The sequence below is a fragment of the Huijunlia imazamoxiresistens genome (assembly GCF_037132455.1).
Taxonomy (GTDB): domain Bacteria; phylum Bacteroidota; class Bacteroidia; order Chitinophagales; family Chitinophagaceae; genus Flavisolibacter; species Flavisolibacter imazamoxiresistens.
Genome location: NZ_JBBBEI010000021.1, coordinates 40,356 through 54,075 on the forward strand (window position 1 = coordinate 40,356; position 13,720 = coordinate 54,075).

The 13,720-nt window shown below is 45.6% G+C and carries 14 protein-coding genes; 7 read left to right on the forward strand and 7 right to left on the reverse strand.

Annotation, left to right across the window (positions count from 1 at the left end; all coding sequences use genetic code 11):
- Nucleotides 1-827 precede the first annotated feature (827 nt).
- Nucleotides 828-1,298 carry a JAB domain-containing protein gene (locus tag V9K67_RS20795; RefSeq protein WP_336725834.1) on the forward strand — a complete coding sequence of 157 codons (471 nt, stop codon included), beginning with the start codon at nt 828-830 and terminating at the stop codon, nt 1,296-1,298.
- A gap of 129 nt (nt 1,299-1,427) precedes the next feature.
- Here the strand turns inward: V9K67_RS20795 and V9K67_RS20800 are convergent, their stop codons facing one another.
- From V9K67_RS20800 to V9K67_RS20815, 4 genes are read right to left on the reverse strand one after another with little or no spacing between them, the layout of a single operon-like run.
- Nucleotides 1,428-2,549 (reverse strand): TniQ family protein, encoded by a 1,122-nt coding sequence (locus V9K67_RS20800; protein ID WP_336725836.1) that lies wholly within the window; start codon nt 2,547-2,549, stop codon nt 1,428-1,430.
- Entirely contained in the window at nt 2,549-3,436 is an 888-nt protein-coding gene (locus tag V9K67_RS20805) for a TniB family NTP-binding protein (protein ID WP_336725839.1), read from the reverse strand. Before V9K67_RS20805 ends, V9K67_RS20800 begins: the two co-directional genes overlap by 1 nt.
- On the reverse strand, nt 3,420-5,312 hold the full coding sequence (locus V9K67_RS20810) for a TnsB C-terminal domain-containing protein (RefSeq protein WP_336725840.1): 1,893 nt from the start codon (nt 5,310-5,312) through the stop codon (nt 3,420-3,422). The genes V9K67_RS20805 and V9K67_RS20810 overlap by 17 nt, the downstream gene beginning before the upstream one ends.
- The gene (locus V9K67_RS20815; RefSeq protein WP_336725841.1) at nt 5,288-5,977 is read right to left on the reverse strand and encodes a TnsA endonuclease N-terminal domain-containing protein; all 690 of its coding nucleotides are present in this window, start codon (nt 5,975-5,977) and stop codon (nt 5,288-5,290) included. Before V9K67_RS20815 ends, V9K67_RS20810 begins: the two co-directional genes overlap by 25 nt.
- Nucleotides 5,978-6,217: 240 nt before the next feature.
- Here V9K67_RS20815 and V9K67_RS20820 point away from each other — a divergent pair, with 240 nt between their 5' ends.
- From V9K67_RS20820 to V9K67_RS20840, 5 genes are all read left to right on the forward strand, one after another.
- Nucleotides 6,218-6,637 (forward strand): hypothetical protein, encoded by a 420-nt coding sequence (locus V9K67_RS20820; protein WP_336725843.1) that lies wholly within the window; start codon nt 6,218-6,220, stop codon nt 6,635-6,637.
- Between the two features lie 187 nt (nt 6,638-6,824).
- Nucleotides 6,825-7,217 carry a plasmid mobilization protein gene (locus V9K67_RS20825; protein ID WP_336725845.1) on the forward strand — a complete coding sequence of 131 codons (393 nt, stop codon included), beginning with the start codon at nt 6,825-6,827 and terminating at the stop codon, nt 7,215-7,217.
- Nucleotides 7,202-8,464: a relaxase/mobilization nuclease domain-containing protein gene (locus V9K67_RS20830; RefSeq protein WP_336725848.1), complete on the forward strand. Its 1,263-nt coding sequence runs from the start codon at nt 7,202-7,204 to the stop codon at nt 8,462-8,464. Before V9K67_RS20825 ends, V9K67_RS20830 begins: the two co-directional genes overlap by 16 nt.
- A gap of 10 nt (nt 8,465-8,474) precedes the next feature.
- Nucleotides 8,475-10,454, forward strand: coding sequence for a conjugal transfer protein MobC (gene mobC / locus V9K67_RS20835; RefSeq protein WP_336725851.1), 1,980 nt, complete (start codon nt 8,475-8,477; stop codon nt 10,452-10,454).
- Between the two features lie 227 nt (nt 10,455-10,681).
- Nucleotides 10,682-11,671, forward strand: a complete 990-nt coding sequence (locus tag V9K67_RS20840; protein WP_336725852.1) for a type IV toxin-antitoxin system AbiEi family antitoxin — start codon at nt 10,682-10,684, stop codon at nt 11,669-11,671.
- A 397-nt stretch (nt 11,672-12,068) separates the two neighbouring features.
- Here V9K67_RS20840 and V9K67_RS20845 read toward each other — a convergent pair whose 3' ends face one another.
- Genes V9K67_RS20845 through V9K67_RS27190 form a run of 3 tightly spaced genes read right to left on the reverse strand, consistent with a single transcriptional unit; the run spans nt 12,069 to nt 12,903 of the window.
- On the reverse strand, nt 12,069-12,320 hold the full coding sequence (locus V9K67_RS20845) for a hypothetical protein (RefSeq protein ID WP_336725853.1): 252 nt from the start codon (nt 12,318-12,320) through the stop codon (nt 12,069-12,071).
- Nucleotides 12,321-12,337: 17 nt separating this feature from the next.
- Nucleotides 12,338-12,700 carry a hypothetical protein gene (locus V9K67_RS20850; protein WP_336725854.1) on the reverse strand — a complete coding sequence of 121 codons (363 nt, stop codon included), beginning with the start codon at nt 12,698-12,700 and terminating at the stop codon, nt 12,338-12,340.
- Entirely contained in the window at nt 12,697-12,903 is a 207-nt protein-coding gene (locus V9K67_RS27190) for a S24 family peptidase (RefSeq protein WP_414696786.1), read from the reverse strand. Before V9K67_RS27190 ends, V9K67_RS20850 begins: the two co-directional genes overlap by 4 nt.
- Nucleotides 12,904-13,413: 510 nt before the next feature.
- Between V9K67_RS27190 and V9K67_RS20855 the strand changes: the two genes are divergently transcribed.
- Entirely contained in the window at nt 13,414-13,638 is a 225-nt protein-coding gene (locus V9K67_RS20855) for a hypothetical protein (RefSeq protein ID WP_336725855.1), read from the forward strand.
- Nucleotides 13,639-13,720: the final 82 nt, after the last annotated feature.

A 13,720-nucleotide genomic window follows, 5' to 3' on the forward strand; every position in this document is an offset into this window, starting at 1 on the left:
GAAGTCACTTCCTCAAAAGCAGCCGCCGTAAGAATGAGATGGGTGAGAAGTACTTGTTTGCCTGAAGTTTTTTTCGGAAAGCTTTTCCGTTGATTAGTTAAATCGCTATGTATTCCAAACTGAAGAACTGAAGTAAGCTACACTGTACCCGACATGGAACTCATAACACCACGCAAAAAGTTGATACATAACGGAATGAAACACCTTTCAGCTTTATTGTAAAATATTACATTTTTTGCACTTCATAAAATAATTTTTTTAAATATCATCAGGCTGTGCTTACGAAACAGGATAGAGTATATGATCATTCAACAACCTGTTGCATCTTGAATAGAGTTTGAATCGTGGAACAGGAAGGGCAGCTTCTTTTCGAGCGGTGTATTCCAGACGCCCCTTTATCTTGTTGACGCTGCTGCAATATTTCTGAAGAGTAATAAGGAGAACAGGTGTTTTGAACTTACCAGAGTTGCAACTATTGGGCTTTCGTTGTGTCACTCACTTGTACGTCCGGTAATGCTATGGAGCAGCGAGCCCATATCGATCCTGGACTTATACCATCATTTTCATCATCGGTTCACTTCCTTTCTGGATCAAGGATCGGCTTTTCATTCATTAATGCCTGAAGCAAAGTTCGGCTTTGGGCTGCTGAAGCGCCCAAAAGACTACCGCATAAAACAGCAGAACCTGCTTGCGTCTTCACATCCTGCACGAGCCCACCAACTTCTTCACCGTTCTTCTCCCACGGATTTATTCGGTTTCCTTTTGGTCTTGATTGCCCAAAGCCGGAAATGGGGCCTCAGCATTCATTAACCTTTAAATCAGCTGTTATGAAAAAGCAATTGGTTCCCTGTCCCGGCTTCCAGGTATCTGAGATCGAACTGGTGTACACCTCCAAAGTAAAGGCATCCCAACGCCCTCAAATTGCCACCTCCAGCGATGCGTACGACTTATTCGTTCAACATTGGGAAGAAGGTAAAATGGACTTGGTGGAACACCTCAAGGTCCTGTTCCTCAATTGCGCCAATAAAGTCCTGGCCATTTTCCAGGTTTCCACCGGCGGCTTCAACAGTACCCTTGCAGATGTACGTATTATCTTCACCGCAGCCTTAAAGATCAGGTCCCAGGCAATGATCCTTTGCCACAACCACCCTTCGGGCAACACCAAACCCAGCCGTCAGGATGAAGAACTGACCCGCAAACTCAAGGAAGGCGGAAAGCTCCTCGACATCAAGATCCTCGACCACCTCATCATCTCCAGTGAGGGGTATTTCAGTTTCGCAGACGAAGGGCTTTTATAGCCCTTTTTCTAGAGCGAAAGTGTCAAAATTCCTACGCGATGCGACAATACCATAACCAGATGCGACACCAAGCCCAAACCTAACTGTACAGTGAGCCGGCAAGCCATTATTCATAAGCTCACTGTACAGTTAAAACTTAACACGACGTCTATGATGACCACTTTGCGGATTTGTTATTCCAAAAATACTATACAGGCCAAAGGGAACTTCTGATTGTGTATTTCGGGGACGGTAAATTTCATCTTTTATCACACTTTCATACCAGAAAGGCGCCTCTTTTACGTCTGGCAATGCATCAGTACTGCAAAGGCCATGTTTTTTACAATAAAAAATAAACCTGTTTGGCCAATCTTCCAGCAACCAATGAGCTACAGTAATAACCTGTATCCTTTTATTGTATTCGAGTGCTTCAAACCTTGGCCTATTAGATTCTGAAGTAAAAAAAGGAACTTTATGATATTTAAGAAGGTCCTCGCGCAACGATTGGAACCTTAATCTGGAACTGACCAATATTTTGACCATAAAGCCCAATACATCAAAGTATTGAATAGGATAAACAATCCTGCAGCCCAAACCAAACTCCAAAATATCATACAATTTCTTCTGGACTTCAATAACCTCATCAGGAGCCTGCTTTATATTGCTTTTCCGTAGATCTTTTTTACAGTTAAAGCAGGTCACCCAACCCTTGAAGGACCCCTGATTGATCAAGCCAATCGAGTTCCGGAAAAAACATATCGGAGAACCACACCAAGGACAACAATCATATAAATAGCATCCGCATTCTACACAGGCAAAAGTTAGCGCCAAGCGCCACTTTTTCCTATAGTAAGGCATCTCTGCATCATGTGTCAAACACCCGGGGCAAAACATCAAACCTTTCATATTGTGTTTAAATGATTGCCTTCCAATAGGCAACACCCATTTTGTCATGCTATTTGATTTCTTAATATTAGGGTCATAAAGCTTGTATTCAAAATACCTAATTGAGGTGGATTTAACCTCTTCAAAGCTGCAGTTTGTCCTTCCTGCAATCCGGTGGATCACTTCATCTTTCAAGTTCCTGTCTATATCCCTTTCAAATATTGCAGCCTTTGGCCAACATAAATTGCAAAATTCAAATATATTTAAGCCATGGTCCTGCGACATCCGCGTCAGCCAACTACTGAACAGCTCGTCCTGCAACGGTTTAGAGCATGCGGGCAGTAATTTGCGATCAGCTTCACTGAACAAACTAAAAGAAGTATCCATTAGCTTACACTTTCAAATTGACGTTTTCTATCGGCAGGGCTGATATAGTCGATTTTGTCCAAAATTTGTTTGGTAATGCACTCACCCTTTGATTGGATCGCCAAGATGGCGCTCTTTCTTAATATAGTGGCCATTTCACCAATGATGCCTTCTGACATACTTAATATCTTCATAGCTTTATCCTTACTTTCCAGATTGGAAGGCTTCCTTAAGGGCAGCAGTGCTTCAAAGCTTTTTAGTAATCTTAGGTATTCCTCTTCAAATTTCCATTTGGGTAATAAGGCTGGTTCAAACCGGTTAGCCATTTGCTGATCCGTATTTATGGCATGATAAGCATCATTTATTCCTGCGCCGACAATAACCATTTGCAATTCATTTGATAAATACTTGATCAAGTTCAGGAAGGCTCTCTGATTGGAATAGTTTCCAGCTAAAATATGGTGCAGCTCGTCTATGATTAGCATTCTGGTTTCAATCTTCTTTAATATTGACAACACCTGCCCATGTTTTTTCTCAATCCGGTCATTAGCTTTCTGTGGCGCATTTAACGTTTCGAGAATAACATTATAAAACCTCCTTTCATCAGGCTTATGAGGCATTTGAATATAAATTACAGGAATGTTTAAATGAACGTCCGAAGGCGTTATTACAGGCTTATGCAATTGAAAGAACTTACTAAGCAATAACGTCTTTCCATTATTTGTCGGACCAATCAAAAGGAGGTTGGGCATCCTATGAGTCTTTGGATGGACAAATAACTCATCCAGCCTGCAAAGAATATTCTTTGCCCTTGTATAACCAATCCATTTATCAGAAAGAATTTTTCCGATCCTTGTATTGTCGTCTAAGGATGCAATTTCTTGTACCGATTTACTTAAATGGTTCATCTTCAAGATCTTCAAATGGTAAAATACAGTCACCGGTAATTGGGTCTTCCGCTATGTTATCTGGTTTCAAGGGAGCAATTTCATTTCTAATACTCTTTTGCAGTGCATGCAGTGCACGGGTATTCTTCCTCCTTGCCCGAACCGTAGTTTTTGAAGCCGTATCCTCAATTTGCTTCATTCTTGAGTAGGCTTCAAAAATTGCATTTTCGGTTACTTCGTTTTTACTGTTCTTTTGCAGAGAACGGATGATCTCTCGGTGCTCCCATATAGTCATTGGAGGTAACGCTGGGTTTCTGTATGGAATGGGGAAGTATTCCTTAATATCCGGATCATAAAAATAAATGACGCTGATATCACGGGGATCCATTTTGAAAATAAACTTTCTCTTCTTTGATGCCCGTGTATCTGTGTTGGCACAGGCATGAATCCACTTTCTTAAAATATCATGATAATAATTTATGAGGTTGACTTGCACTCCGGACTTCTGGATTGTCCTTTCAATAAACGGCATGAAGTCTAACTTCAATTTTAACTCATTTACAATGGGCCTTTGCAATCCTGTGCCTATCTGATTCTTGGAACCTACAATACCCTCGGTATACTTGGCTATTGGACTTGTGCCAATGGCTTTGTGCTGCCGCTCATGATATACATTCACAATAAAAGTAGCCAACCACTTTTCAAGTTCAGCAATAGTAAGGCAGGCTTCCTTTTCCGACTCATAAAACTTTCTTTGACCAGAGTTGGAGAAAGTTGTTCCTTTGACGGTATGGATTTCGTTTAATACCGTTCCTATTAACCTCTCAATGTGACCACCGTACTTCGGTTTCTTTACCGGACGAAAATTGATCTCAATCCCATATTCCTGGCAAGCACGTTCAAGCATATACCCATGAAACTCTTTTGCGTTATCCAGGTAAATTGACTTCATAATACCATAACAAGGCCACCTGCCTTCTATATTTATTTTGGCAAGCCATAGTTCCTTTGGCAAAATTGCATGTGACAGGCACAGCCCTGTCCCCATAGCTCCAGGGGGATCCAAAGAGATATAAAAGCCAAGTACCATTCTGCTAAACACGTCAATTGCAATAGTTATCCAGGGCCTTCCAATAGGCTCCCTGCTGGCATCGTCAACTGTTATTATATCCAATAACGTATGGTCAATTTGAACAACAGCAAGCGGATAGTCGGCTCCCGGAAAACTGCCTTGCACCGGCTCATATTTATTATTCGCAACTGATTTATCATATCGCCTTGCCATCCTTTTCTCCTCGGTTATGGCATAAACTCTGTTTCGGACAGTTTTATAGTCGGGGGGAGGTAATCCGGCATTTTTACACTTTCCTGCAATCTCAAATGAAACTTTCTTAACGCTGAGCCGTTGAGTGGTTAAATAGCGGTCGTCTATCACTGACTCTATAACAGCTTCTACCTCTTTGCTCAAACGCTTTTTCCCTCTACCGCCGTTATTCTCTTCGTTTAATAGGGAGGACGCCAGTCCGGTACGTTGATATTTTTTTAACCATCTGTAAAATGTTGACCTATGGACCCCTGCTCTATTTGCAATCTCATCAGCAGTGTTATTGTTTCCATTTATTCCTTCAAAAAATAAAGAAACAAATTCAAAACGCTTTTTAGCAACTTCCCAATTCTTTTCGGACACCTCTCCCAAATCCACTATTTTTTCTTGAGGGACCTTAGTGTCACCCTCAACTATAGGCTCAAGTTTATCGATATAAAGCCTTTGCACCTCCTGAGTATGGGGTTTTCTGGCCAGAGCACTTGATGCATCCAATAACCTCAGCACTTCATACCTTTCAGAATTAAATAGTACGATTATGCCAGGCTTTATCTCAAAGATGGGTTGATCCATATTTTTGAATTCATCGTAATAGGAACAATTAAATCGCAGCAAACTGTTCTTCTGGCTATTAGCTGCCATAATACATAAAGTAGTTCCGATTTATTATTGGCAGTGTTGCTGCAGTAAGTTAAAAGTGCTTCCGGGGTGCTGTATTGCAGATCTGATAAACATGTCATTAAAATGGTAGCACATTCTGCATCAACATCTCCATGTAAATATCTATTTAAGAACACAGCATTTTGCAACCCGCCTGTCCGAATCTCCTCTTCAGTTATCACACTAAATTGGTACCCCTTCTCATGGGCAAATTCAATTGCAGCTTCAAACTTTGGTTGGTATTCGGCCTCATGCCGCTTCAAGTCTGCTTTATATTTTACCTCAGCCAGGAGCGGTATGGCATCAACGGAAGGCTTATAGATTACCAGGAAATCTGGGGTATAAATCCGAACTTTTCCATTATAAGAGTAAGAAATAGTAAACGGTTGCTCTACATACCATTCCACCCGCTCATCAAATTCTAATAGTGAAATATAGTCGCGTTCAAGAGCTGACTCGAAGCGGTGAGAGTTGCCTGTTTTCCTACTTGGTTTCTTACCAGTAATGGAACAGTAGCTCTTCGTTATACGTCTTGTAGGCTTTAAGTCCAAGCAGGAACTATTTTCTAAGGTGATCATTAACTAAAAACGTAATGATTGTCGCGCCCGCTTATAAAATTAAACAATTTTGTCGCACCAGGTATTAGTTAATTGTCGCGTCGGGTTGGTGCATTTTTAACTCAAAACCCCATTATTTGTCGCACCGGGTAAGAATTCTGACAGAAAGTCCCATCTCCTGGGCATTGTTCCAGGTTAACACATTTCTCATATGCACATTTTAGAGAATGACAAAAAAGAACTTATCGAACCTAAAATTAAATGGCAGCAGAAAGTCTAACCGGGCTAAAGTTTAGACCGGCAATCCGGGTCTTTTTTACGTCTGTTTCTTTATCATTGTTGGAGTTGCAAATCGTGAAAAAGGCAGGAGGCGTTATGATCAGTAAATTCCATTTTTCCCTTGTCATAAGGGAATTCCGAAGAGTAAAAGAAGAGCATTCTATCATATCTGGATGCGTCCGAACCTACGATTTCTCTCCTACTAAAGAAGCTGTCAAACTTTCAGAACTCATCCAAAAAGAAGCAAAGGGTTCCATTCAGCACCAGTGGGATATAGCGGCTGTTGGCTTCCCCCTGCCTGGAACCCAGCACACGACAGCAATGGTCGGCCTTCCGGTCTTTTCCATCATCTTTCTCCCTCCGATAGCCCAGCTTCCGAATTCACGTATCCACTTTAAATGAACCATTCATCGCTACCTGAATCCCAGCATAAAGCCCAGCTTTTTCTTCAATGCCCAACGGCAAAATGTAGGGCCCAGCTTAGAACCGTCGAGATATAGAATTGTATCACACCCAAGTTTCGAACCGGCCAAAACATTAAGAAATATTACCTGATCTTTTTTGAGCAAACCCTTTAAAATGGATAATCATGAAAGAAGAGAAAGTTACCCGGAACCAATGGCTGCATATCCGGCTCAGCCTGGAAGAATTCCAGAAGATACAGAGCTACCAGAGCCATACCACCTGTCGAGGACTAAGTGAATATGCCCGGAAAAAGTTGCTCGGTAAGCCTATCATCGGTACTTACCGAAACCAGTCGGAAGATGAAATAATGGCAGAACTGGCCGGACTTCATAAAGAGGTTACCCTGCTGGAGAAAAGCTTTACCTCGGCCGTAAAACGACTCCAAAGCCTTAGCGATCTCCCCGGTGTCAAAGCATGGCTGGTGCTGAATGAGGCAGGCAAGGAAGTGCTGTTCAAAAAGGTGGAAGAAATCAAATCCTGCATGCATAAAATATATGACCTATGGTTACAAGAATAACAACCCCGATAAGTATTGCCCGGGCACTGCGCTACAATGAACAAAAGGTGGAAAAGGCACAGGCCCGCCTTCTTCATGCTTCCGGCTTTTTAAAGGAGGCCACGCAGCTTACTTATTCTGAAATACTCCGCCACTTTGAAAAGCTGACCGCTTTAAACGAAAGGACAAAGCTCAATGCCCTGCACTTTTCCATCAACTTCGACCCCTCCGACCGCCTGAATCAGGAACAAATGGCCGGGATCGCTTCGAGGTATATGGAAAAAATAGGCTTTGGCGCCCAGCCTTACCTGGTCTACCAGCACCTCGATGCCGGCCATCCCCATCTACACCTTGTGACCACCAATATTCAGCATAGTGGCAAAAGGATTGATTTTCACGACCCGGGTTGCAAACGGTCCCAACAAGCCCGGAGAGAAATTGAACAGGAGTTTGACCTCGTACGCGCTGAGGACCAGCAAAGAAAACAAATGCAGGAGCTAAATAAAGAAGTGGAACGGGTGGTTTATGGCAGGACCGAGACCAAAAGGGGTATTGAAAAGGCCGTAAGCCATGTGCTCCACCAATACCATTTCACCAGCCTGGATGAATTCAATGCCGTACTGAAGCTGTATGGCGTACAGGCGGAAAGGGGAAAGGAACATAGCCGCATCTTCAAACACCAGGGGCTGGTATACCGGGCTTTGGACGAAAAGGGATTGAAAAAAGGTGTACCCCTTAAGGCCAGCTCACTGGAAGGAAAGCCAACCATGGCCCTGCTGGAAAAGAAATTTCTGGAAAACGAGCTGAAGCGCAGCATGGATCAAAAGCAACTGAAAACCGCCATTGACTGGACCCTTCTCCAAAACCCTGGCAGGGACCTTTCCGGCATCAGGAAGCTTCTGTTACGGGAACAAATCGATGTTTCGCATCAAAAAGGCAAAGCGGGGCGCGCCGACTCCTTAATTTATATAGACCACCGCAGTTGCTCGGTATTCCGCGACCGTGACCTTGGGCAGGAGTACACCCCTGAAGGGCTGGAAAACCGGCTGGCACATGCACGAGCCCAGAAGCTGGAAATGGAAAAGAAATTGAGCCCAGTGTTGCTGCAGAAAAAGCAGCCGGAGAAAACGTTGTCGCAGGAAAAGGAGCTTACCGGGCGGGCGCTCTTCCACCAGCTGCTCAAAGCCCAGGGCGCTTCTGTTACTCCGCCGGAAGAGCGGTTGAAAAAGAAAAAGGAGCAGCAGCAAAACCTCAACCTCGGACTCTAAAAATTTGGCTATGGCAAGAATGGAAGATGAACAATGCCTCAGGAAGATTGTGGACTTCACCCGGGTGGCAAGTATTCTCGTACTCCTGCTGCACTTTTACTATTACTGCTACGGAGCCTTTGCCCTATGGTGCCTGACCGCTCCTCTTTCCGATAACATTTTGGGGAATATCAGCCGGACCAGCCTCTTCCACAGCATCCACAACTCCAAGCTGCTTTCCCTGGGACTGCTGCTGATTTCGCTTTTGGGAGCCAAAGGAAGAAAAGAGGAAAAAATAGGCAGGAGGTCGGTGGCCATCTACCTGCTCCTGGGCACGCTATTCTATTTTACCGGCACCCCGCTGTTACAGCTTAAGGGGGCGGCACAAACCATCGCCATCTTATATATAACAGTGACCGCCCTCGGCTATATTCTGATTTTGACGGGCGGCACACTGCTTTCCCGACTGATCCGGCTGCAACTGGGCCGAGACATTTTTAACCGCCTGAACGAAAGCTTTCCGCAGGAAGAACGTCTGCTCCAAAACGAATACTCCATTAACCTGCCGGCCCGTTACATCCTCAAAGGGAAGACCCGAAGATGTTGGATAAATATTATCAACCCCTTCCGTGGCCTGCTGGTATTGGGAAATCCCGGTTCGGGCAAAACCCATTTTGTCATCCGCCATGTGATTTCCCAACACCTGGCAAAAGGGTTCTCGATGTTTGTCTATGACTTCAAGTTCGACGACCTTACCCGTATTACCTATACTGAGCTTCAAAAATGCCGGTCCGCCTTTCCTGTAAAACCAACCTTTTACCTGGTAAATTTCGAAGATCTTTCCCGCTCTCATCGCTGCAACCCGCTTCAACCTTCCACTCTCTTAGATATCACTGATGCGGCCGAAGCAGCCCGAACTATTCTCATGGGACTGAACCGGGACTGGATCCGCAGGCAGGGGGACTTCTTTGTAGAGTCGCCCATCAACTTCCTGACTGCCGTGATCTGGTTTTTAAAGAAATACCAGGGAGGAACCTATTGCACCCTGCCCCACGTTATTGAACTGATGCAGGCCGACTATGCCAAGCTTTTCCCGGTACTGAAAACCGAGAAGGAAATAGAAGTGCTGGTAAACCCATTTATCTCGGCTTATGAGAACAGCGCCATGAGCCAGTTGGAAGGCCAGATTGGTTCCGCCAAAATCGGCTTGGCCCGGCTCTCTTCCCCGCAGCTCTACTGGGTACTTTCCGGGGATGATTTTACCCTGGATATTAATGATCCCAAAAGCCCCAAAGTGGTGTGCATGGGGAACCACCCGCAAAAGCAACAGGTTTATGGAGCCGTCATTTCCTTGTACGTCAACCGGCTGGTACGGGTGGTGAACCGGAAGAACTGCCACAAGTGCAGCCTCATCTTTGATGAATTTCCTACCATTTTCTTCAACGACGTCGACAACCTGCTGGCTACGGCACGGTCAAACAGGGTTGCCACCTGCCTGGGCATCCAGGACTTCAGCCAACTCCGAAAGGATTATGGGAAAGAAAGCGCCGATGTAGTCATGAACATTATAGGCAACGTGATCAGTGGGCAGGCAACCGGGGAAACCGCGAAACTCCTGTCCGAGCGTTTTGGCAGGATCATACAGGTACGGGAAAGCGTCTCGGTGAACCGGATCGATACCTCCATAAGCAAATCGGGGCAACTGGATTATGCCGTCCCTCCTTCAAAGATCGCTTCGCTTTCCTCCGGGGAATTTGTGGGCATGGTAGCGGATACCCCGGGAGAGAAAATCGAACTGAAGACCTTTCATGCGGAACTGGAGAATAAACTTGGAATGTTTCCTTCAGCAAGAAACGACACAAAAGACCTTCCTGTAGTCCATTCCATAAGCCCGGAAGTCATAGCGAAAAATTTTTTGAATGTCAAAAAGGATGTGGCAGGCATTATTGACGGGGAGGTAGAGCGATTGCTCCATTCAGCAGGAAGAGAAGGTTTGAAGGAACCGGAGTAAACCGGGTAGCAGGCCCCGGCCTTCGGGGTGATGCAATCGTAGTTAAAGGTAAAGATCAGGCTGTTTTCCAGGTAGAGGTTGTATTCTTCGTTAAAGCAGGCCGGCTTAAAGCAAAAGTGCACCGATTAATTTCTTGTAGGGAACGGGTTCCAAAGCCAAAAAGCTATATTTGTTCACTTTTTATCGTTGTTCACGTTTCTGTGAACGATTAAAAAAAGTGAACGACTATGGAACAGGAAATAGTACATACCGCCATAGAAAACCTGTACAGCCAGACCCGGATAAAAGCTACCTGGAACAAACGGGCTAAAGATAAACCGGGTGGAGATCTTTTGTTGGACCTCGGAGCGCAAACCGTTCGCTTCCAAACGGAAGTGAAAAAGGAAGTAAGGGGCCAACACCTCCACGGTATCCTGGAGACAGCAGCAGGCAACGAGACCTTTTTATTGCTGGCCGGGCACATCCTGCCTTCCGTAAAGGGAACGCTCCGGGAGGCCGGCATAGCCTACCTGGAAGCAAACGGCAACCTGTTTATCAGGCGGCAGGGTATCTTTCTTTGGATAGAGACACAAAAACCCCTGAAACTGGCACCTGAGCGGGGAAACCGGGCTTTTACCAAAACGGGGGTAAAGGCACTCTTCCTGTTCCTGCAAGATGAAACCTGGCTGAACAAACCTTACCGGCAAATTGCAGCGCTCACAGGTACCGGCATTGGCAATATCACCAATATTATTAAAGGACTGAAAGCCGAAGGCTTTTTGCTGCAAGTAGCGAAGAATGAGTATAAGCTGCACAATAGAAAAGACCTGGAGAGCAGGTGGATTTCGGCCTATGAAACCAGGCTAAAGCCAGACCTGAAAATAGGAACATTCCGCTTTTTATCGGAAGCGGAACAGGCCAAATGGAAAGCGCTGCCGTTGAAACCGGGCAAAACTTTTTGGGGTGGGGAGCCGGCCGGTGATCTCTATACAGATTACCTGCAGCCGGCGGAATTTACCCTCTACACCACGGAAACCAGGAGTGAGCTGATAAAGGATTACCGGTTGGCACCGGATAAAAGCGGAAACATAAAGGTTTACGAGAAGTTCTGGAACCAGGATGGCAGCAATAACCTTGTCGTCCCACCCTTGCTGGCCTATGCCGATTTACTGAACACCAATGACAGGCGTTGCCTGGAAACGGCCCAAAAGCTTTATGAACAATATTTACAGGACTAACTTTGATAAACACACGAGCAACAGCGTCTTGCCGGTCGTTTGATGGCCTTTAGCTTTGCCCTTAAAACCAAACGGGCATGGACAATGCCACCGAAAAGCAACGCGTTAAGCGGACTGTAGGCCTCCCCAGATTTCGTCCACTAGTGCTTTCCAGAGCTCTTTTCATAGCCCTGCTAATCAGTTCTTCCTGCATATGGCTCTCCAGGGACCAACCCACAATACGCCGGGAATGCAGATACATTAACCCCGCCAGAGGCATAAACCAGCCATTGGCCATGAGAATCGCGGCTTTTCACATCGATCAGTTCGTCCTTGTACAGGATGCCCCCTCCTGGGACCGTCGCTATGATAGTGAGTTTGCTTGCCATACCGAGGCCGGAAAAAGACAGCACCGGTATTACCAGTCGGCAGCGGAAGGCTTGCCGTTTTCGTCGATCAGGCAATCGGCATTGGCGTTCATCATTTTTTTTAGGGTATCCAACTGCGCGGGCGTGAGCATCTTCTTGTAGCGCTTCAGCACTTTATCTTTCCGGGCATTCTGGAAGCTGTCCACGAATTCGGCGGGCTTTCCTGGTATGAGCTTGCTGACCGTGATCTGGTGGATCACGGTGTTATCTGCGGAAAAGTAGGCTTTGTGGTATACGTTCATAATCAGTAGTTTAAAAGTTAGGACTTGGTAGGTTCCCGGGTGCCCTGGTACTGGAAGCGCCCGGTCACCCGCTCATCCTCTTTGTACCAGTGGTAGGAGGTGTGGTTGATAGGGACCGGGATGCTTATCACTGCAATAAGGTTGGTTTGCTCGGCGTGCAGGGGACGCTCCAGGCCACGGGAAGCACATCTTTTGAGGTCAATCAGTTCATCCTTGTAGGAGTTTTTGCAATGCTGGTGCGATGGCAAAGACGGGGCCGAATATTCCACCTTCTCCCCTTTGACGTACTCGCTCACCAGGGTGAGGTCGATATCCTCGCAATCGATCTCTATGAAGCCCGGCTGGCATCGTAGGCGATGAAGTAGGTGATCAATGCTCACACCAGCACATCCTCCATTACATCCATGCGTAGGGAGACTGTAGGCGTCAATTTCTGGGTACAGCCATGCCCCATTCGCCTTTTCACAAACCCCTTGACCGTAAACTCTCCCTGTACGGCCGCAAGGACGATATCAAGGTGCTCTGCGGTTAGGCTCCGGTCCACGATCAGAATCGCATTGTCCATAATACCCGCCCCTTTCATGCTGTCGCCTGCTGTCTAGATCAGTAAGGTGGATGAGTGCCGGAGAATCAAAAACTTTTGTAAATCAATGCATCATCAAGGTAATCGGTTGCCGGTGAAGGAAAGCCACGCGGTTTCTCTTAGAATAAATCCACGCCCGCAACACTAATATTTTTAGCAAAAAAAAATGTGTGCATATTTATTGTACATCTTCGGTAGGCAGGCGGTGATCTGAGAGAAGAAAAATTATGTTATCAAAGACCTGCGGCCTTGAGGGATGCTGCAGGATACATTGAATAAACTTTTCTGAGTGGCTTAAAGATGCACTTACTCTCCTGCCCATCCACCCCATTAACGGGATAAAAGAACTACTGGCCCATAAGTGAAAACCTTTGCAAGCCAATCCCTTAGCTCAAATTTAAAGTATGGACTCGCCCAAAGTTTACAAAAATGTTCAATTTCTCTTCCTTTCTGGCTAGTTTATTTAATCGGAAAAGCCTAATTTTCACCACACCCCAAACCAACTGCTGTATGAAGAAACTTCTGCCAGCCTTTGCTGCCCTATTATTTTGCCGGGAAACTTCCGCCCCGCAAAATACAATGCCCTCCGCCGCACCGACTCATTTTGTGCTGAAAGGAAATTTGAAGAATTTCTCCCACGACTTTTTTGCACTGCTCATCAACGACTACATGAGCTATGAGCACATCAGCATCTCCCTAGAAAAAGATGGAACCTTTTCCAAAACCTTTCCCTAACTCATCCCTTGGGCATTGGCTTACAACTGGACGAAACCGGCATTGCTGCCTTTGCCGTTCCTGAAGATACGCTGCAACTGAA

Coding starts and splice junctions, on each gene's coding strand:
- V9K67_RS20795 (WP_336725834.1), top strand. CDS start 828: ATGAAAAAGCAATTGGTTCCCTGTCCCGGCTTCCAGGTATCTGAGATC.
- V9K67_RS20800 (WP_336725836.1), bottom strand. CDS start 2,549: ATGGATACTTCTTTTAGTTTGTTCAGTGAAGCTGATCGCAAATTACTG.
- V9K67_RS20805 (WP_336725839.1), bottom strand. CDS start 3,436: ATGAACCATTTAAGTAAATCGGTACAAGAAATTGCATCCTTAGACGAC.
- V9K67_RS20810 (WP_336725840.1), bottom strand. CDS start 5,312: ATGGATCAACCCATCTTTGAGATAAAGCCTGGCATAATCGTACTATTT.
- V9K67_RS20815 (WP_336725841.1), bottom strand. CDS start 5,977: ATGATCACCTTAGAAAATAGTTCCTGCTTGGACTTAAAGCCTACAAGA.
- V9K67_RS20820 (WP_336725843.1), top strand. CDS start 6,218: ATGGCAGCAGAAAGTCTAACCGGGCTAAAGTTTAGACCGGCAATCCGG.
- V9K67_RS20825 (WP_336725845.1), top strand. CDS start 6,825: ATGAAAGAAGAGAAAGTTACCCGGAACCAATGGCTGCATATCCGGCTC.
- V9K67_RS20830 (WP_336725848.1), top strand. CDS start 7,202: ATGGTTACAAGAATAACAACCCCGATAAGTATTGCCCGGGCACTGCGC.
- mobC (WP_336725851.1), top strand. CDS start 8,475: ATGGCAAGAATGGAAGATGAACAATGCCTCAGGAAGATTGTGGACTTC.
- V9K67_RS20840 (WP_336725852.1), top strand. CDS start 10,682: ATGGAACAGGAAATAGTACATACCGCCATAGAAAACCTGTACAGCCAG.
- V9K67_RS20845 (WP_336725853.1), bottom strand. CDS start 12,320: ATGAACGTATACCACAAAGCCTACTTTTCCGCAGATAACACCGTGATC.
- V9K67_RS27190 (WP_414696786.1), bottom strand. CDS start 12,903: ATGAAAGGGGCGGGTATTATGGACAATGCGATTCTGATCGTGGACCGG.
- V9K67_RS20855 (WP_336725855.1), top strand. CDS start 13,414: ATGAAGAAACTTCTGCCAGCCTTTGCTGCCCTATTATTTTGCCGGGAA.